The organism is Paraburkholderia sp. SUR17 (assembly GCF_029536165.1).
Classification (GTDB): domain Bacteria; phylum Pseudomonadota; class Gammaproteobacteria; order Burkholderiales; family Burkholderiaceae; genus Paraburkholderia; species Paraburkholderia kururiensis.
The window spans coordinates 618,663-636,702 of sequence record NZ_CP120508.1 but is presented as its reverse complement, the minus strand read 5'-3'; the positions used below and the strand labels follow the sequence as shown (position 1 = coordinate 636,702).

Below are 18,040 nucleotides of genomic sequence, written 5' to 3'. Positions count from 1 at the left end.
CAGCGCGCGTGCCTTGCATTATAGAAACGCTTGCTGGGGGCCGATTGGAGCCCATCGGGTGCGGTTAGGCCCGATTGGTGTGGTTAGGCCTGGTTGGCAGGCACGGGCGGCTGCGCCCGATCCGCTTTTTTTGGGCCGACCGCGCCGACGAGCGACGGATTCCCACCGCGAGCGCCGTTCAAGAGACATCGCAGTCATCGCACGAGGGACTCCGCATGGTCACGTCCTCTGCCTTCAATGCCGCAACGGCCACGAACGCCGCCGCCATCGCGCTCAACCGCTTCGGCCTGGGCGCGCGCCCGGGCGACGCGCCGCCGCGCGAGCCGAAGGCGTGGCTCGTCGAACAGCTGAGCGCTTATCAGCCGATGCCGGCCGCGTGGTCGGGGCTGCCGTCATCCGTGGCGCTCGCGACGGACTTCGCACAGCGGCGCGAGCAGGTGGCCGCAGCGCGCAAGGCCGCGGCTGTCGCCGGCGCATCGAGCTCGCGTGCCGGCGCTACGGCAATGCAACCTGCGGCGGGTCGAGCACAAAGCCTTGTTCGCAACGGAACCAACGCCACCGACGCAACGAACCCACCCGCCACCGCCCCGCTCGCCGACAGACAGCAAGCCGAAAAGGCCCTGCGCGCCGACGTGGTGAGCACTTACCGCGCCGCGGTCAACGCGCGCGTGACGAGCGCGCTCGTCACGCCCACGCCCTTCGTCGAACGGCTCGTGCACTTCTGGGCCAACCACTTCGCGGTGTCGACAGAAAAGCCCGCGGTCGCCGTGCTCGCCGGCGCTTTCGAGGCCGAAGCGATCCGCCCGCATGTGCTAGGCCGCTTCGAAGACATGCTGGTCGCCGTGGAGCGGCATCCCGCGATGCAGGTCTTTCTCGACCAGACGCGCTCGGTGGGCCCCGACAGCCTCGCCGCGCTGCGCGCCGACGCGCGCGACCCCACGCACAAGCGCGGCCTCAACGAGAACCTGGCGCGCGAGATCATGGAACTGCACACGCTCGGCGTGCGCAGCGGCTACACGCAGCAGGACGTGACCGAGTTCGCCCGCGCACTCACGGGCTGGAGCGTGGCGGGCGTACGCCAGAACCCGCGCATGGCGCCCGCCCAGCCGGGCACGTTCGTGTTTCGCACCGCGCTGCACGAGCCGGGCACGCGCACCGTGATGGGCCGCAGCTACGACGAATCCGGCGAACAGCAGGCGCTCGCGATCCTGCACGACCTCGCCGCATCGCCCGCCACCGCGCGGCACATCGCGGGAAAACTCGCGCGCCACTTCGTGGCCGACAACCCGCCGCCCGCCGTCGTCGATCGCCTCGCGAATGCGTTCACGCAAAGCGGCGGCGACTTGCCCACGGTCTACCGCGCGCTAATCGACTCGCCCGAGGCCTGGTCGCCCCATGCCGCGAAATTCAAGTCGCCGTGGGAGTGGACCGTGTCGGCCATGCGCGGTCTCGGCTGGCAAGACCTCGGCGCCTTCCAGGCCGCGCCGCTGCTCACGCAACTCGGCGAGCCTGTCTGGCGGCCCGGCTCGCCAGCGGGCTACGACGACATCGCGGCAAGCTGGGCCGCGCCCGACGCGCTCGTGCGCCGCGTCGAAGCCGCGCAACGGTTCGCGGCGCACGCGAGCCCCGACCTTGACCCGCGCACGCTCGGCCAGCAGCTTTTCGCGGGCACGTTGAGCGAACCCACGGCGCTCGCCGTCTCGCGTGCGGAAAGCACGTCCACGGCGATCGCGCTGCTGCTCGTCTCACCCGACTTCCAACGGAGATGACCGCCATGCTCACTCGCCGCCGCTTCATGCGCCTTGCCGCCGCGGGCGCGGGCGCGATCCTCGTCGCGCCGCGCATCGCGTTCGCGAGCGTGGAAACCGACCGCCGCTTCGTGTTCGTGATCCAGCGCGGGGCCGCCGACGGCCTGCACATCGTCGTGCCCTACGCCGACCCCGCGTATGCCGCGCTGCGCGGCGCGCTCGCCGTGGATGCGTCCACGGCCACGAAGCTCGACGGCACGTTCGCGCTGCATCCGTCGCTCGTGCAGACCGCGCAGATGTACGCCGCCAAAGAAGCGCTGTTCGTGCACGCCGTGGCCTCGCCCTATCGCGACCGCTCGCACTTCGACGGACAGAACGTGCTGGAAACGGGCGGCAGCACGCCGTACCAGGTGAAGGACGGCTGGCTCAACCGGCTCGTCGGCCTGCTGCCGCCTTCACAGGCGACCGGGCACGCGAGCGCGATTGCGTTTGCGCCCACCGTGCCCGCGGCGCTGCGCGGCAAGGCCGACGTGACGTCCTACGCGCCTTCGGCCTTGCCGCCCGCGCCGGACGATCTGCTCACGCGCGTCTCGCAGCTCTACGAGCGCGACGCGCAACTTCATCCGCTATGGCAGGAAGCCATGACCGCGCGCGGACTCGCGGGCGACGCGAGCGCCCGCCAGGACCCGGCGAGCCTCGGCAAGCTCGCAGCGAGTTTTCTGGGCCGCGACGACGGCCCGCGCATCGCGATGATCGAGACCGGCGGCTGGGACACGCACAGCGCGCAGAACCCGCGCCTCGCCAATCAGCTGAAGGCGCTCGACACGATGCTCGCCGCGCTGCGCGACGGGCTCGGTGCGCAGTGGGCGAAGACCACCGTGGTGGTGGCCACCGAGTTCGGCCGCACCGCCGCGACCAACGGCACGGCGGGCACGGACCACGGCACGGCGTCGGTGGCGATGCTGATCGGCGGCGCCGTGGCGGGCGGACGCGTGGTGGCCGACTGGCCCGGGCTGCGTCCGAACGATCTCTACGAAGCACGCGACCTTAAACCGACCGCGTCGCTCGATGCGCTGATTGCGGGCGCGGCGGCGGAGAGTCTGCGGCTCGATCCCGAGCGCACGGCGCGCACGTTGTTCGCGCAGAGCGGTGCGGGTTCGCTCGCGCAGCGGCCGATGACGGGGTTGATTCGCGCGTGATGCGTCTGCCGCGTTGCTTTGGCGTTGCTTTGGCGTTTTTTTGGCGGCTCATGCCGCGTCTGTGTCGCGCCTGTGCCGTGTCGGTAACTCGATTCACCACAACCTCAAACAAAGGGAGCTCATGATGAAAAGAACCTTCGGAACGTTCGGCCTTGGCGGTCTTCAGACGATGTCGGTCGCGTTAGCGTGCGCGGCGCTGCTTTCCGCATGCATCGTGGAACCGGCGCGACCACCGCGGCCCGAGCCGATGGTCGAAGTGGTGCCCGCTGCGCCGGGGCCGGCGTATCACTGGGTCAAAGGACACTACCGGTGGGAAGGCAACCACTGGCAGTGGGTGCCGGGGCATTGGGTGGGGGGGTATTGAGGGGAGCGAGCCGGCCGTGAATTACGGCTTGAACTCAAGCCGGGGGTCATAGCCTGGGCTTAAAGCCCGGCCTCGCAAGCTGGCTCGCGGCCCTGGCTCTCAGCGCGGATCACGGCCCCGTCAACACCAACCGATGCACCGCCTCCCCCGGCAAGAACGGCACTGCCTCACCCCGCACCCAAGCCTCATGCCCCGCCAGAAAGTACGGCGACAGCGGGTGCCCCGACTGCCCGCCCGGCATGTTGAAGATGCCGTCCTGCTCGCGTCCCGGCGAGACGATCATGCGCTCCGATGCCCCGAACGACGGCGCCTGCACGCGCGGCATGTTGATGTCGCCGGGCAGCGGATCGTGTGGCGCGCCAAGCGCGCCGCGCATCCCCGGCAGCCACGCGGGAACGAGCCGCGCAAACGGATGCTCGATGGACGCGCGATTGCGCTCGCCCCAGCGGGCGTGATCGACCGTCGTGCCTTTCGGCAGTTCGCCGATCGCATGGTCGATGCGATCGAGCACGAACGCGCGCCAGTTCGTCTCGCCGTCGGGCACCCAGGCGTGGTTCGCGGCGAGCGTCTCCATCACGGGCGCGTAGCGCGAACTCGCCATGCGGTAGCTCCATTGCGGCGCAGCGCCTGGCAGTCTGTCGGCGGGACTCGCGGCCAGACTCGCGGCCAGACTCGCATCGAGCTTGCCGAACCAGCCTTCGTACATCGAAAAGAAAAACCCGCGCACGAGCCGGTAGCCGACGGCGTCGGCATCGGCGCGGCCGTTCCACCGTTCGAGCTGGCGACGAAAAGCGGCGCGCTGCGGATGGTCCTTCAACGCATCGGCATCCAGTGCGTCGAGCGCCACGCGGCGCCAGCGTTCGATCCACCGTGCGCGGTCGTCGGTCTGGATGGCGAGCATGTCGCGCTCCGTGGCGTGCGGCAGCGCGAGCAGGTCGTCGCGAATCTGCGCGGCACGCGCGCCGGGGTCCGCGCCCGCGTCGCCAATGCGGCGCTGTTCGTCGAGCGGCAGCGCGCGATTGTTGGCTGTCCATAACCGCCCGAGCGGCGGATCGATGCGCGCGGGATACGCCTCGGGCGGCAGGTAGCCCTGCCAGCCTGTGTACGTGGACGACTTGAAGGGCAAGTCGCTTGCCTGCGCTGGCGAAGACGTCGCTTCATGCCGCGGCAGCGGTCCCGCAAGCGTCCAGCCGATGCTGCCGTGCGCATCCGCCACCATGATGTTCTGTGTGGGAATGCCGCTGGTTTGCGCGACGTGCAGCGCGTCGGCCACGTTCTGCGCGTCTTCGAGTGCTTGCAGGTGCAGGTTGACCGCTTCGCGGTCGTGCGCGACCCAGCGCAGCGCGTATGCGTGCGTGCCGACTACCCACTCTGGTCCCCAGCGCGTTTCGATAACCGGCAGATCGACGGGCGCGCCGCCCTTCACGTCGATACGTTCGTGGACCACCGTCGCGCGCGACCAGCCGCCGGGCACGCGGTAACGCAGCGGGTCGGCCGGATCGCGTTCGAGATCGATGAGGTCGATGAAACGTCCGTAGCTGTTCGTGAAGCCCCACGCGACGTGCCCGTTGCTGCCCGCAATCACGAGCGGCGCGCCCGGCAGGCTCACGCCGACGACGCGGTGCAGCGCGCCTTTGCTGCTCTTCGCGGCGTTGGCCTCCTCTGCAGCCGGCCATTGCAGCGCCACCCGGTACCAGATGTTCGGCAGCGAAAGGCCAAGGTGCATGTCGCTCGCGAGAATCGCGCCGCCGTGTGTGCTCGCCGCACTGTGTGCACCATCGACCACCCAGCCGTTGCTACCCACCGCGCCGCTTTCCGTCACGAGCGGATCGTCGAGCGAGGCCAACGCTCGCGCGTTGGAGGGCGAGATGGTCGTCGAGGTCTGCAGCGCCTGCGAGGCCTGCGAAGACTGCGAGGTCTGCGGTGCCTGCGAGGCCTGGGAGACTTTCGAAGTCTGCAATGCCTGCGAAGCCTTCGAGGTCTGCAACGCTTTCGCGGTCTGCGCAGACCGCAGCCCGTCCGGCCGCGTGGATGGCACAGCGGGCGCTGCGAGAGAATCCGCAGCCGGCGCCGACGCCGCATCGAAAGGCGCGTCCCACTGGCTCGCCTCGGGCAGCAGGAACGCGAACAGGTCGGGCGGCACGCGCTCGCGCAGCGCGGCGCGCGCGAGAATGCGGCGCGCCTCCTGCACCTGCAGATCGAGGTACATCGCGTAGACGACGAGCGCCGTGTCTTCGGGCCGCCACGCCGCGGGCCGCGTGCCGAGCAGCCAGTATTCGGGCGGCCGCGACGCCAGCGACGAGAGACCGTCGTTCACGCCCGCGGTGTAGCGGTCGATCAATTCGCGCTCGGAAGGCGGCGCCGCTTCCACCAGTCTGCGTGCATGCTCGCGAAACCGATGAAGCCGGTTGCGCCGATCGAGATCGAGCGCGGCGGGTCCCACGAGCGCACTCATTTCACCGGCCGCCACGCGACGCAGCAGATCCATCTGGAAGAAGCGATCCTGCGCTTGCACGAAGCCGGTCGCGTAAGCCACGTCGCCACGGTTACGGCCTGTGATGGTGGGCACGCCGAGTGCGTCACGCTCGATGGTGACGGGCGCGGCGAGCACTGCCGTGCGATTGGCCTGCCAGGCGCCGTCAAGCTGCGGCAAGCTCGCGCGCAGCACGAGCCAGCCCGCCACGGCGACGCTCGCTACGAGGGCGGCAATGAGCACGACTGCAGCCACGAGCGTCGTGCGCCAGCGCGACCGACGCCAACACCGCACCGGCGACGCATCGCGCCGCTGCGAGGACGTGTCGAGATCGGTCATCGGCGAGCGCGCAGTGAGCGCACCAAAGCAGCCGTCAAAGATCCGCGGGCGAAAGCGTGATGCGTGCGCCTGGCACCGTCGCACGGCTCTGCACGGCGCGCAGAATGCGCGGCCGGTTCAATTCGAAGGCGAGCTTGAGCTGGTGATCGCTTTCGTTGCGCGCGCCCAGTTGCCCGCAGACCGTCTCCACCGGCAGCGCGAACGCCTGGTAGCCCCAGCCGAAGCCGTAGGCGGAGAACCACACGGTGGCGTTGTCGGAGAGGATGGGCAACGTGACGTCGGTGCAGGAAGGCGTGTTCATAGCGTTGACCTGTTGTAGCGGGAACGGGTGGCGAAATGGCCGAAAGGTGGCACGGCGGGAAAGATCCCGCGCGCAGTCTCGCACAATGAGATGACAAAAGCAGACACGCGGCGGCGCGGCCTTGCGGCGACGCAGCGATTTCCGGTTCGCCCGGCAGGTTTTCGAATCTCTGCGCCGCGGACGGCATGGTCCAAAGTGGTTACCTGAAAATACCAAAAATCGGATATTCACCGAAGCCACTCCGGCGCCTAACCTTGGCTCTGTCGCGCTGCCGGCAGTCCACATCGAGGCTCGCCGTCAGGCCGAACCGCAGTCTCAAACCTCAACCCGATGCGCACCTCACGGAGAATCGTCATGCAAGCTCGTCTCGACTTCTACAAAGCCAGCCCCAACGCCGTCAAAGCCATGCTCGGACTCGAAGAGCGTATCGCGCGCTCGTCGCTGGAAAAGCCGCTGGCCGAACTCGTGCGCCTGCGCGCTTCGCAGATCAACGGCTGCGCCTTCTGCGTAGACATGCACACCACGGACGCGCGCAAAGGCGGCGAATCCGAACGCCGGCTCGCCACGGTGGTGGCGTGGCGCGAGACGCCGTTCTTCACCGAACGCGAACGCGCGGCGCTCGAATGGACCGAAGCGCTCACCCTCGTCTCGCACGACCGCGTGCCCGACGCGGTGTGGGAGGCCGTGAAGCCGCACTTCACGGAGGAAGAACTGACCGACCTCACCTTGCTCGTCACGGCCATCAACGGCTGGAACCGCTTCGCTATCGCGTTTCGCAAGATGCCCGAATGAGGCGGCGGGCCGAGCCGGGCCCGAATGCGCCGATAAGCGTCTGTCTATCCGGCGCGGCTGGCTGATTCGAGCCGGCTGCTTCGGGCTGACGGATTCAACGCCTGTTGATGCGGGCGCGAACCCGCTCAGATAAGAAGCGAAATGATCCCGCCGACGGTGACGGCCGCGGCCAGCCACCGGCCCGCGCTGTAGTAGCTGTCCTTCTGCTCGGATTGCTGCTCGGGGCTTTCGAGCCCCAGCGTGCCGTAGGTGAACGACTTGATCGGCGATGACGATTGGGCCGGCTTGCCCGTGGATGCATCGGTCGATGGATCGGTGGACGCATCGGTGGACTGGCTCGCCGGGAGGTCGTGGTTGGACGCCGCGCGGGTGGTCTGTGCGTCGCCGCTTTGCGGGTCCGCTGTGGCTTCGTTGCCGGCTCCGTTGCCCGCTGCATTGCCCGCTTCATTGCCTGCCTCGCCGCTTGCGTGTGGGCTGCCAACCTGTGCGTTCGCGTCTTGCGTACTGGCTGCCGGGGTCTCGCTGGCGAGGCGCCCGGACGCGCCGTACAACGGCGAATCGTCGGTGCGCCGCGCCGGTTCGCCCAGCCGCACTTTCACGCCGGTTTCGGAGGAAGCGGGCGCATCGGCACCGGATGCGCCCGTGTTCGCCGCGTTAGCCGAGCTGACACGCGCCGCCGCATCCGTCTGCTGTCCACCGCCCTGCTTCGCCGACGCCGCGCGATAGAACGCCGGATCGACGGCCTCGCCGCCCGAACCGGAAACCTGCATGACTGAGTCCTCCCATCGTCGTTGATGCGCTCTCCCGCAGAACGCCGCAGCGCGCCCGGCGCAGGCGCCATCACGAGCCGGGCAGTTGCTATATCGACCGCTCGCGCGCGGGCTTGACGGCCGGTAACGCGCGGAAAGAATCGGGAAAGGGACCGGAAAGAGACTGCCAACTGCGGCGCAACGGCGGTCGCCCCAACGCAGCGCGAGTCGCCGCGCAGAACCGCTACCACACGCGGCGCGTCAAGGCTCGAAGTCGAGCCCGCCAATCAGAATGTGCGGTTCGCCCTGGCTGCGCGACGAAAGATCGACCTCGCGCGCGGCTTCCCACGCATGCATCTTGCGCGGGATGGCATCCAGATAGCAGTCGAAGCGGGCTTCGCCGTCGGGCTCCATGAGACGCAGAATCTCGTCGCTGTCCCACGTCAGCGAAAGGTCGAGCGGATGCGCGTACACATGCCGATGCTCCCCCGGACGGCCCGTGAGCCGCACGCGCGTGGGGTGCCCGCGGCCCTCGCGAGGAATGACCTCGATCGTCACCGCGTCGCCCACAAGATGCCCCAGCCGTTCCACGATACGCGGGACAAAGGCCCGCTCGAACCGGTCCGCCGCTTCGTTGTCCATGCGTGAACTGCTCCGTCGAATGTCGCTGTCCTGATGTTGGAAATGCTTAATGGTGCCGCGTGGTGCGAGGATGGTGCCGGCAGCGGCGCCCCGCAAGCACGGTGCCCATGTCGCACGCAGGAAGAGAAGCGCAATGTACACCGCCATGTGCCGGCGCGGCGTCGGTATGTGCGAACAGCGCCGCGAGCATCGCGGCCGCTCCAACGCTCCAACGCTCCGCCGCTCCGGCACGAAGCCATGCAAGCCGATACGAAGCTGCCGCCCGCCAAACCACCCGCGACGCGAAAAAATCCCGCTGCAGTTGTCGATTCCGCGCCAGCCCGTTCGTCGTCGCTACGAGACGGCTGCAAGACGTGCAATACGTCCGATACGTCCTCTATGCCGCTCGCCCGCGCGAACATTCCCAAGGAGCCCACCATGTCCAGTTCTGCTGTGAATCCCATCCCGCCCGGCATGCACACCGTCACGCCGCACCTCATCTGCGAGGGCGCCGCCGAGGCCATCGAGTTCTACAAGAAGGCGTTCGGCGCCGTAGAGGCGTTCCGGCTCGACGGGCCGAACGGCAAGATCGCGCACGCGTGCATCCGCATCGGCGACTCGTCGGTCATGCTGGTGGATACGCAGCCCGGCTGCTCTGACAGCCCGGTTTCGCTCAAGGGGTCGCCCGTCACGATCCATCTGTACGTGGAAGACGCGGACGCCGTGATGGACCGCGCCGCCGCCGCGGGCGCGAAAGTGACCATGCCCGCGGCCGACATGTTCTGGGGCGACCGCTACGGCCGGCTCGAAGATCCGTTCGGACACCAATGGTCCGTTGCGACGCACAAGCGCGACCTCACGCCCGACCAGATCCGCGAAGGGATGATGAAAGCGTTCGGCTGAAGACAGCCGGTCAATCGACGCAAACGCATCGCCGCACGCGCGCCGGCCCCTGACCGGTAACCGACACCCGATACCCGGTACACGGCACCGCGCCGCGTGCTTCGCCCTCCAGCCACGCGCCTCGCGCGGCAAGGCGCCCTCGCGCCTGCCCGCAGGCCCTTCACGAAGAGAACCACCATGCAAAAGATCGCCCCGTTCCTGTGGTTCAACGGTCAGGCCGAAGAGGCCGCGAATCTCTACACCTCGATCTTCAGGAATTCGCGCATCACGGAAATACAGCGCTACGGCGAAGCGGGACCGGGCGAAACGGGATCGGTGATGTCCGTGTCGTTCGAACTGGAAGGTCAGGCGTTCATTGCGCTCAACGGCGGGCCGGCGTTCACGTTCTCGCCGGCCATCTCGTTCTTCGTGCACTGCGAGACGCAGGACGAAGTCGACGCGCTATGGACAAAGCTCGGCGAAGGCGGTGGAGAGCCGCGGCAGTGCGGCTGGATCAGCGACCGCTTCGGCGTGACGTGGCAGATCGTGCCCACCGTGCTCGGCAGAATGCTGCGCGACAAAGATGCCGGGAAGTCGAAGCGCGTCATGCAGGCGATGCTGAAGATGGTGAAGCTCGACATCGCCGCACTGGAAGCGGCGTACGAAGGGCGCTGAACGCCGCACGTTTCGCACGGCGCAGCGCCCGTTTCATCCGCTCCTCAGAAGCGACAGAAGCTCCAGAAGCTGCCTAAGGCTACCGCGCCGGCTGCCCTGCATACGAAGCCGGCTTCACGTCACACGTGGCGCTCGCGTGCGAACCGTCGGCAAAGTTGAACGTCATCGGGATGCGGCTGCCGGGCACAGGCGGCTTCACCGGCTGTACGAGCATCACGTGGTACCCCTTCGGCGCGAACACGAGTTCGCCGTGCGCGGGCACCTCGGCGGAGTCGATGGCCACCATCGTCGACGTGCTGCCGTTCGATTCCGTCCGGTGCAGCATCGCCATGCCGAACGCGGGCGTGGCCACGCCGGTCAGAGACGCGGCCGCGTCGCCGCTGTTCTTCAGCGTGAAGTAGCCCGACGACGGCACCGAGGCCGGCATCGCGCGAATCCAGCAGCCGCTCACCTCGACCTGCGAGGCGACCTGCCCCGCGGCCTGTGCGCCTGTGATTGCACCTGTCATTGCGACTGTCATCGCACCTGCCAGACAGCCTGCGAGCGCCACCTTGCGCGCGAACACCGCGCCGCTGCTCTTCCTCTTTGAAGCCTTCATACCTGCCCTCCTCGTTCACGATTGAAGTGATGGAACCCATGGAAAAACGCGTCAAAACGCGTAGCGCATGCCGGCGAAAACACTGCGTCCTTCGCCGGGATAAAAGATCGCGAGGCTCGATGCCGTGCGCGCGTCGGCCACCGTGCTGATGTCGCTCACGTAGCGCTTGTTCGTGAGGTTGCGTGCGTCGACGAACACGGACACGCCATTGCGAAAGTCGTAGCCCGCGTTGAGGCCCACGAGCGTGTAGCCCGGCACGCGCAGCGTGTTCGCGTCGTCGGCCCACGCGCCGGCGGGCACCCAGTCCACCGTGGCGGCCATGTGAAAACCATCGGGCCGTGCGTAGCCGAGCGATGCGCGCAGCACGTTCACGGGCACGCCCGCGATGCGGTTCGAGCCGTACTGCGGGTCGTTCCTGAAACGGAAGTCGCTGTAATTCCACAGTCCCGAGAGCGTGATGCGATCGCCCGCGCCGGACCGCACGATATCGCGCAGCAGATCCACGGACGCCGCCGCCTCCACGCCTTGCAGCACGGTGCGATTCGCGTTGAAGGTGGACGCGGGAATGTCGGGGTTCGTCGTGTACTGCAGCAGTTGATCGCGCACCATCGACCGATACGCCGTGAGGTCCCAGCTCACGCGTCCACTGCTGCCGCGCGTACCGATCTCGAGCGTCCACGCGTGCTGCGCCACGAGCGGCGTGAACTGCGTGGTGCGGCTGAACGTCTGCGTGAGATCGGTGAAGTCGGGCACGTCCTGGCTGCGCGTGATATCGACGAACGCCTGAATGTCGCGCCGCGGTTGCCAGAGCAGACCCAGCTTCGGATTCGCGCCGCTATAGCTCTGGCTCGCGGACTTGTAGGTGGGATCAGCCGCGAGCCCGCCGTGGTCGATGTACTGGCGCACATCGTGCAAGAACTTCACGCCCGTCATGAGCGCAAGCGTGGGCAGGAAGAACAGCCGGTTCTCGACGTAAGCCTCGTAGTTGTACGCGCGCTGCGTGGAATCGAGCGTCTGCGCGCCGCGATTGCCGTTCACGTTCACGTACTGCTTCGCCTGCGTGTTGCCGCCGAACACGCGCGCGCCCGCGATCACGTCGTCGCGCATGCCGGCCACCTCCAGCGTGGCCGTGTAGCGCGGCGCAAAGCCGTAGGTCCAGCCGTCCTGGTCGATCACCTGGAAGATGGGGTGATAGAGGCTCTTGTGGATGGCCCACGTGTCGAAGTCGAGCTGGCCCACATCGAGCTTCACCGTCGTGCGGTTCGCAATGCGTTCGGTGCGCGTGTTGCGCGCCTGGTCGCCGGAAATAGCGCTCGCGGCGGCCTTCGTGGGATTGTTCAATGCGTCCGTGAGCGAGAGCGTGCCGGGCAGCTTCTGGTCCACGACATAGGCGCCCAGATAGAAGCGCGTCTCCACGCGCGGGCTGAAGCGGTAGCCCACGTTCGCATTGAACTGCTCGTACTGCCCACGCTCGTGAGCGCGAAAACCATCGGCATGATTCACCGAAAACGTCGCGAGGAAATCGAGCGGCCCGATCACGCGCGAGAACTGGGCGCTCGTGCGCAGCGTGCCGTAGCTGCCGCCTTCGAGCCGCACGATGTTCGGCGCAAGCGCGGTGTAGGCCGTGGGCGTGAGAAAGTCGATGGCGCCGCCCAGCGTGGACGAGCCATACGCAAGCCCGTTGCCGCCCTTGTAGACCTCCACCGACTGCAGCGCGAGCGGATCGATCTGGTAGTAGTCGCCGCTGCCGTCCGCGAGATTGGTCGGTATGCCATCCTGAAGAATTTCGAGGCCGCGGGTGTGATACGAACGCGCGATGCCCGAGCCGCGAATGGAGAGCCTCAGCTCCTGCCCGTAGCGGTTCTGCACGAACACGCCGGGCACGTCTTTCAGCACGTCGCGCAGCGTGAAGGCGTAGGTGTTCGCGTACGTGCTGCTATCGACGAAGCCGACTGAGCCGGCCGTTTCGAAGAGCGTGCGGCGTTGCTCTTCGACGGTGGACGAAGTGAGCGATTTCGAGGCGCTGTCGCGCACGACGATAGCCGGCAAGACGTTTGTGGCAGGCGCGTCCGTCGTGGCGGTCGTAGCGGTGGTGGCGGCCAGAGGCTGCGCGGCTTGCGCGAAGGCGTGGCTCGCGAGCATGGCCGCAAGGCCCGGCAAGAGGCGCCGAGGTTGGAATGTGTAGCCCATGATGGTCTCTTTGTACGGTTGTTCCTGGGTTGCCAGTGCCTCAGTGCTCGTGCACGTGCGCAGCGGGTTCGGGCGCCGTCACGCGCACGAACGGCGCGGGGCTGCGCAGCGCATGCGGGTCCGCGCCTTCTGCAGGAATCTCGGTCCATGCGCGGTTGCCGCGCTCGCAGGTCTGCTCGACAGGGAAGAACAACGTGCGGCCCGGCGTGGCGGGCAGTTTCATGACGAGGCCGAAGCGGTCGTAGAAGGCATCGGGCAGCGGGCCGCCGCGCCACTCCACGGACTGCACCGTGCTCGTGATGGCCGCGCCGTTTTCGCCCACGAGCGGCGGATCGACGGGGCGCGTCGCGATGCGCACGGTCCAGCCCGGTTTCATCTGCGGCTTCACGGAGGTCACGCCCTCCGGAATCGTCACGCGGATGGCGACGGTGGCAGCGCCGTCGCAACCGTGCGGCACCTTGAACGAGGTTTCGAAGTACGAGCCGGCCACGCCTTCGTTGGGCGCGGTGGTGATGTGGGCAGCGGCGCGCCCGGCGACGGACGCGAGTGCGACGAGAAGGAAAACGGCGAGCGCGCGACGGCGCGGCACACGGCCGTTGAAAGCGATGAGCATGACGGTTGTCCTTGAAGAACGAAGTCGAATGACGTGGCCGGCGTTCGTCGCGGCGCGTTGCGCGTGAACGTGAGCGCAGGGAAGCGTCGAAGGACGAAGCAGGCCGCTGAATCGGGTTCGGCGTGTTCAGTGCCGTTCAGGCAACCGTCTGCGGGGGGCCGCGCGGCGTGGCAAGCGCGAAGCGCGGCAAGGGCAGCACGTGCCGCACGCGAAGTGCGAGGACGCGCTGCGAAGCGACGAGCGACACGACGGCGACAAAGACCGCGCCGCCGATGGGCGGCGAGTGCGCGAGCAGATTGCAGTAGCCGCACGCCTTCGCGTGATGATCGTCGTGAGAAGGCGAATGGGGGCCGAGAACGGAATCGCGTGCGGGCTCGTATAGAGGCGATGCGCGAGCCTCGAGCGGCAGCGCGGCGTTGTGCGCGGAGCACAGCGCCGCGCGAAGTTGCGCGCGTACGTCGGCTGGCGCCGACGCGGGCGCAACCGGCTGCGTCGGCAGCAGCTGCGTGACCACGGGCGCGACGATCGCCAGCCACATGGCGAGCAGCCCGACCCAGGCTGTGAGCCGGGCGCGATGCGCGCGCCGCCGGGCACGCGGCGGCTGATCGCAGCGGCCTGACGACTTGGTTCGCCTTGCACGCTGCTGCCACACGCGCAGCGTCGACGCGCGCGGCCACACAGGCGCCACCCAAGCCGCCGACATCGTGTCGAGCAAGCCGCGCAGGCTAGCCATTCCGGCAAGCCTGAGCGACCGCAAGCACACGCACGCGCATGGCGTTCATCGGCGTCACTTCGCCGTCACTTCACCGTGAACGTGTAGCGGCCCTGCGTGCGATGGCCGTCGGCCGCCAGAGCGATCCACGCCACGCTGTACTGACCCGGCGCGAGCTCACGCAGCGCGACGGTCATGCGCTTGTGGTTCGCCGCATCCACCGCCGATTTGGCGGCGGCCACGCTCTGGCCGTGCGCGTCGGTGACGTCGATGGAACTGAAGGCGGGTTCGAGCGCGTCGTCGAAGACGATCACGACTTCGTGAGGCGCCGCGACGGTGGCGCCGGCAGCCGGTGTCTGCTGCTTCGGATGTGCGTGCGCGTAGGCGAACTGGGCGAGGACGAGTGCGAAGGCGGCAACCAGGCCGCGGGCGAAGAAAGCGGTTTTCATGATGAACCTGAGGTCGAAACGATTGAACGGAAAGCGGAAAGCGAACCGATATCGCCGCGCGAGCCGCCAGGCGCGATGCCATCGCGCAGGCGAAGGCATCGCGTGGGCCTGCCGTGCCCGCACCGCATATCGGGTCGCGAGCCGCTGTGCCCGCACGAAGGCAGACCGACAGAAGCTCACGCGTCCCAGCGAGACAAGGCACCGGCGGCAAGCCGCACGAGGCAATATCGAACGAAAACGAAAGAATGCGAACGAAACCCGACGGCGAAAAACAAGCCGACGAATTCAGTCGATCACGAGAAGAGAGGAGGGGCGCGAGGCTGCGCGGCAGTGAGCGCGAACGCCCGGCGCAGACTTTCGAAGCGGGTGGCGACGCGGTGCGCGATGGCGCGCACGGTGAGCACGAACATGGCCTGCGCGGTGGGCAGGGCCGGCGTGTGAGCAAAGAAGCCGCAGTACCCGCATGCCTGCAGATGGGCGAAGAGGCCGTGCGAAGCGGAATGCGTGGACGAGTCGGGCAGCAGTGCCGCGCTCTCCGGCGTCGCCTGCGCCGAGCACAACGCGAGATCGAAGGCCCGTGTGTGCGCTTCGCTGCTGAACTCCATGCGGCCGGCCGCGGCCCGCATCTGCGAGATAGCAGGCGCGAGCGTCAGCATCAGGATTGCAAGCAATCCGAGCAGACAGCCGGTTTTCCGCTGGAGGCGATTGAGCATGCTGGCGAGAGAAGGCACACGGAGAAGCGATCCGCCGTGCGGCGAATCGATCAGCCGCGATTATGCCATCCGCCCGTCAGCGCTGCCCGCGCCTTCCTGGTTCGAGCCTTCCTGGTTCGAGCCTTTTCCGGCGCCCGCCTCCCGGCTCGGGTCGGTTGCGCTCAGGTCTTCACGAGCGGCGTGCGCACAGGCAACTCGCGAATACGAACGCCGGTGGCCGCCGCGAGCGCATTCGCCACCGCGGGCGCGACGGGCGGCACGCCGGGTTCGCCCACGCCCGTGGGCGCTTCCGCCGACGGCACGATATGCACCTCCACCACGGGCATTTCGTCGATGCGCAGCATTCGGTAGTTGTGGAAGTTCGACTGCTCGACCTCGCCGCCGTTGAGCGTGATCGCGCCGTAGAGCGTCATGGCGAGCCCGAAGCCGATGCCGCCTTCCATCTGCGCACGCACCACGTCTGGATTGATGGCGACGCCGCAGTCCACGGCGCACACCACGCGGTTCACCTTGAAGGTGCCGTCGGACTTCACCGTGACTTCGGCCACCTGCGCGACGTAGGTGTTGAACGCCTTTTGCAGTGCGATGCCGCGTCCGCGCCGCTCGCCCGCTGCTCCCGCCGCGAGCGGCTGGTCCCAGTTGGCCGCTTTCGCTACCGCGTCGAGCACGCCCCGCTCGCGCGGGCTTTCCGTCAGCAGCGCGCGGCGGAATTGATACGGGTCTTTCCCGGCCGCGTGCGCGGCTTCGTCGATCAGCGTCTCGGTTGCGAAAGCCGTGTGCGTGTGGCCCACGGAGCGGTACCACTGCACGGGCACCGTGACGTCCTCGGGAATGCGCTGCTCCACGCGCAGGTTCGGAATGGCATAGGGCAGATCCGCCGCGCCTTCGACGATCGTGCCGTCGATACCGTTCTGGATGAACGCCTCAAGCCCGGAGCCCTTCAGGAAAGACTGGCACACGATGCGGTGATGCCAGCCCGTCAGTTCGCCGCTGCGGCTCACGGCCGCGCGCAGACGATGCACGTTGAACGGGCGATAGCTGCCCGCGCGCATGTCGTCCTCGCGCATCCACACGAGCTTGATGGGCGCTTTCACGCCCTGCTGCTGCGCGGCCTTCACGATGGCCGCGGTTTCGCAGAGGTAGTCCGAGGTCGGGTTTGCGCGCCGACCGAAGCTGCCGCCCGCATAGACCTGGTTGATCACCACCTGCTCGGGCGCGAGGCCCAGCACGCGCGCCACGTTGATCTGGTCCATGGTCTGCCATTGCTCGCCGTTCCAGATCTCGCAGCGGTTCTTCGTGACGTGCATCGCGCAGTTCATCGGCTCCATCGACGCATGGGCCAGATACGGAAACACATAGTCGGCCTCGATGATCTTCGCGCCGCCCTCCGGCTGCAGTGCGCGGTCCACGTCGCCGCGTTTGGCCGCGACATCCGCGGGCTGGCCCGCGAGTTCGCGATAGTGCGCGAGCATCTGTTGCGTGCCCATCGTGAACGCGTGGCTCTCGTCCCACTCGACGCGCAGCGCGTCGCGGCCCTGACGCGCAATCCAGGTGTTCGCCGCGAGCACCGCCACGCCGGGCGCGCTGTGGCCCGTGCCCGGATACTGCACCACCGCCACCACGCCGCGAATGGCGCGCGCCTTGCTCGCATCCACGTGCTTCACCGTGGCGCCGAACTTCGGCGGACGCGCCACGCTCGCCACCAGCATGCCGGGCAGCTTCACGTCCTGGCTGAAGACGGCTGTGCCGTTCACCTTGGCCGGCGAGTCTTTGCGATGCACGCCGGTCTTGCCGATCAGCGTGAACTGCGACGGATCTTTGAGCGGCACGTCGGCGGGCGGCGTGAGCTTCGCCGCGGCGGCGGCCAGTTCACCGAAACCGGCGCTGCGGCCCGACGCGGCGTGCGAGACCACACCCTCGCGCACAGTGATGCTCGAAGCCGGCACGTTCCAGCGCTCGGCTGCGGCGCTCACGAGCATGGCGCGCGCCGTGGCGCCGGCCTTGCGCATCTGCTGCCACGACGCGGCCATTGCCGTGCTGCCGCCCGTGCCCTGGAACTTCATCTTGCCGAAGGCGAGGTTGCTGTAGCGCTCACGGTCCGCGGGCGCGGCCACCACCTTCACCTTGCTCCAGTCGGCATCGAGTTCTTCCGCGGCGAGCGTGGCAAGACCGGTGAAGGTGCCCTGCCCCATCTCGAGATGCTTCGAGACGACGCTCACCGTGCCGTCCGTATCGATGCGAATGAAGGCGTTGGGCACGAAGGCGGCGTGGCTGGCGGCTGCGTTGGCTGCCGCGTTGACTGCCGTTGCGGATGCGGCGGCTGCGGCCTTCGGCGTCGCGGCGCCTGCGGCAGTTGCGGCACCGGCGAGCGGCGCGAGACACACGCCCAGCGCAAGGCCGCCCGCCTGCTTCATGAAGCCGCGGCGGCTCACGTTGAACACGACGCCAGGCGCGGCATCGGCGGCGTCTACGGTTGCATGGGAAATGGTGGCAAGGCTCGCGTCGCGCGCGGCCAGATGCCGGGGGTTATCGCGTTTCATCGTCGTCGTCCCCTACGGATGGGCTGCTTCGTTCATTCGGGTGCTCGTTCAGCGGTTCGCTTCGCGGCGTATCGAGTTCGAG

General features: G+C 68.0%; 17 protein-coding genes. 6 read left to right on the top strand and 11 right to left on the bottom strand.

Annotated features, from left to right (window positions below):
• Positions 1-215: 215 nt before the first annotated feature.
• The 3 genes from P2869_RS02885 to P2869_RS02875 all read left to right on the top strand — a co-directional run bounded on the left by P2869_RS02885 (position 216) and on the right by P2869_RS02875 (position 3,311).
• On the top strand, positions 216-1,769 hold the full coding sequence (locus tag P2869_RS02885) for a DUF1800 domain-containing protein (protein ID WP_277597415.1): 1,554 nt from the start codon (positions 216-218) through the stop codon (positions 1,767-1,769).
• Entirely contained in the window at positions 1,766-2,947 is a 1,182-nt protein-coding gene (locus tag P2869_RS02880; protein WP_277597414.1) for a DUF1501 domain-containing protein, read from the top strand. Before P2869_RS02885 ends, P2869_RS02880 begins: the two co-directional genes overlap by 4 nt.
• A 169-nt stretch (positions 2,948-3,116) precedes the next feature.
• Positions 3,117-3,311, top strand: a complete 195-nt coding sequence (locus P2869_RS02875) for a hypothetical protein (RefSeq protein WP_277598042.1) — start codon at positions 3,117-3,119, stop codon at positions 3,309-3,311.
• 109 nt (positions 3,312-3,420) lie between these two features.
• On the opposite strand, the gene P2869_RS02870 is transcribed toward P2869_RS02875, so the two are convergent.
• Entirely contained in the window at positions 3,421-6,123 is a 2,703-nt protein-coding gene (locus tag P2869_RS02870) for a penicillin acylase family protein (RefSeq protein WP_277597413.1), read from the bottom strand.
• 34 nt (positions 6,124-6,157) lie between these two features.
• A complete protein-coding gene (locus P2869_RS02865) occupies positions 6,158-6,424 on the bottom strand; it encodes a hypothetical protein (protein WP_017772951.1) in 267 nt (88 codons plus the stop codon).
• Between the two features lie 354 nt (positions 6,425-6,778).
• On the opposite strand from P2869_RS02865, the gene P2869_RS02860 reads away from it, so the two are divergent.
• Positions 6,779-7,216: a carboxymuconolactone decarboxylase family protein gene (locus tag P2869_RS02860; protein WP_126876852.1), complete on the top strand. Its 438-nt coding sequence runs from the start codon at positions 6,779-6,781 to the stop codon at positions 7,214-7,216.
• A gap of 125 nt (positions 7,217-7,341) precedes the next feature.
• On the opposite strand, the gene P2869_RS02855 is transcribed toward P2869_RS02860, so the two are convergent.
• Together P2869_RS02855 and P2869_RS02850 are read right to left on the bottom strand one after the other, a co-directional pair.
• Positions 7,342-7,986, bottom strand: coding sequence for a hypothetical protein (locus P2869_RS02855; protein ID WP_277597412.1), 645 nt, complete (start codon positions 7,984-7,986; stop codon positions 7,342-7,344).
• 240 nt (positions 7,987-8,226) lie between these two features.
• Entirely contained in the window at positions 8,227-8,607 is a 381-nt protein-coding gene (locus tag P2869_RS02850) for a DUF5594 family protein (protein WP_277597411.1), read from the bottom strand.
• Positions 8,608-9,024: 417 nt separating this feature from the next.
• On the opposite strand from P2869_RS02850, the gene P2869_RS02845 reads away from it, so the two are divergent.
• Together P2869_RS02845 and P2869_RS02840 are read left to right on the top strand one after the other, a co-directional pair.
• Positions 9,025-9,489, top strand: coding sequence for a VOC family protein (locus P2869_RS02845; RefSeq protein ID WP_277597410.1), 465 nt, complete (start codon positions 9,025-9,027; stop codon positions 9,487-9,489).
• A 177-nt stretch (positions 9,490-9,666) separates the two neighbouring features.
• A complete protein-coding gene (locus tag P2869_RS02840; protein WP_277597409.1) occupies positions 9,667-10,143 on the top strand; it encodes a VOC family protein in 477 nt (158 codons plus the stop codon).
• Positions 10,144-10,222: 79 nt separating this feature from the next.
• On the opposite strand, the gene P2869_RS02835 is transcribed toward P2869_RS02840, so the two are convergent.
• The 7 genes from P2869_RS02835 to P2869_RS02805 form a co-directional block, all read right to left on the bottom strand.
• Positions 10,223-10,663 carry a copper chaperone PCu(A)C gene (locus P2869_RS02835; protein ID WP_277598041.1) on the bottom strand — a complete coding sequence of 147 codons (441 nt, stop codon included), beginning with the start codon at positions 10,661-10,663 and terminating at the stop codon, positions 10,223-10,225.
• Between the two features lie 129 nt (positions 10,664-10,792).
• A complete protein-coding gene (locus P2869_RS02830) occupies positions 10,793-12,931 on the bottom strand; it encodes a TonB-dependent receptor (protein ID WP_277597408.1) in 2,139 nt (712 codons plus the stop codon).
• Positions 12,932-12,971: 40 nt separating this feature from the next.
• Entirely contained in the window at positions 12,972-13,544 is a 573-nt protein-coding gene (locus tag P2869_RS02825) for a YcnI family protein (RefSeq protein ID WP_277597407.1), read from the bottom strand.
• A gap of 136 nt (positions 13,545-13,680) precedes the next feature.
• Positions 13,681-14,277 (bottom strand): DUF2946 domain-containing protein, encoded by a 597-nt coding sequence (locus P2869_RS02820; RefSeq protein ID WP_199541599.1) that lies wholly within the window; start codon positions 14,275-14,277, stop codon positions 13,681-13,683.
• Between the two features lie 65 nt (positions 14,278-14,342).
• Positions 14,343-14,705: a copper homeostasis periplasmic binding protein CopC gene (gene copC / locus P2869_RS02815; protein ID WP_026121066.1), complete on the bottom strand. Its 363-nt coding sequence runs from the start codon at positions 14,703-14,705 to the stop codon at positions 14,343-14,345.
• A 293-nt stretch (positions 14,706-14,998) separates the two neighbouring features.
• Positions 14,999-15,418, bottom strand: a complete 420-nt coding sequence (locus P2869_RS02810) for a DUF2946 domain-containing protein (protein WP_277598040.1) — start codon at positions 15,416-15,418, stop codon at positions 14,999-15,001.
• Positions 15,419-15,579: 161 nt separating this feature from the next.
• Entirely contained in the window at positions 15,580-17,832 is a 2,253-nt protein-coding gene (locus tag P2869_RS02805; protein ID WP_277598039.1) for a xanthine dehydrogenase family protein molybdopterin-binding subunit, read from the bottom strand.
• Positions 17,833-18,040 lie beyond the last annotated feature (208 nt).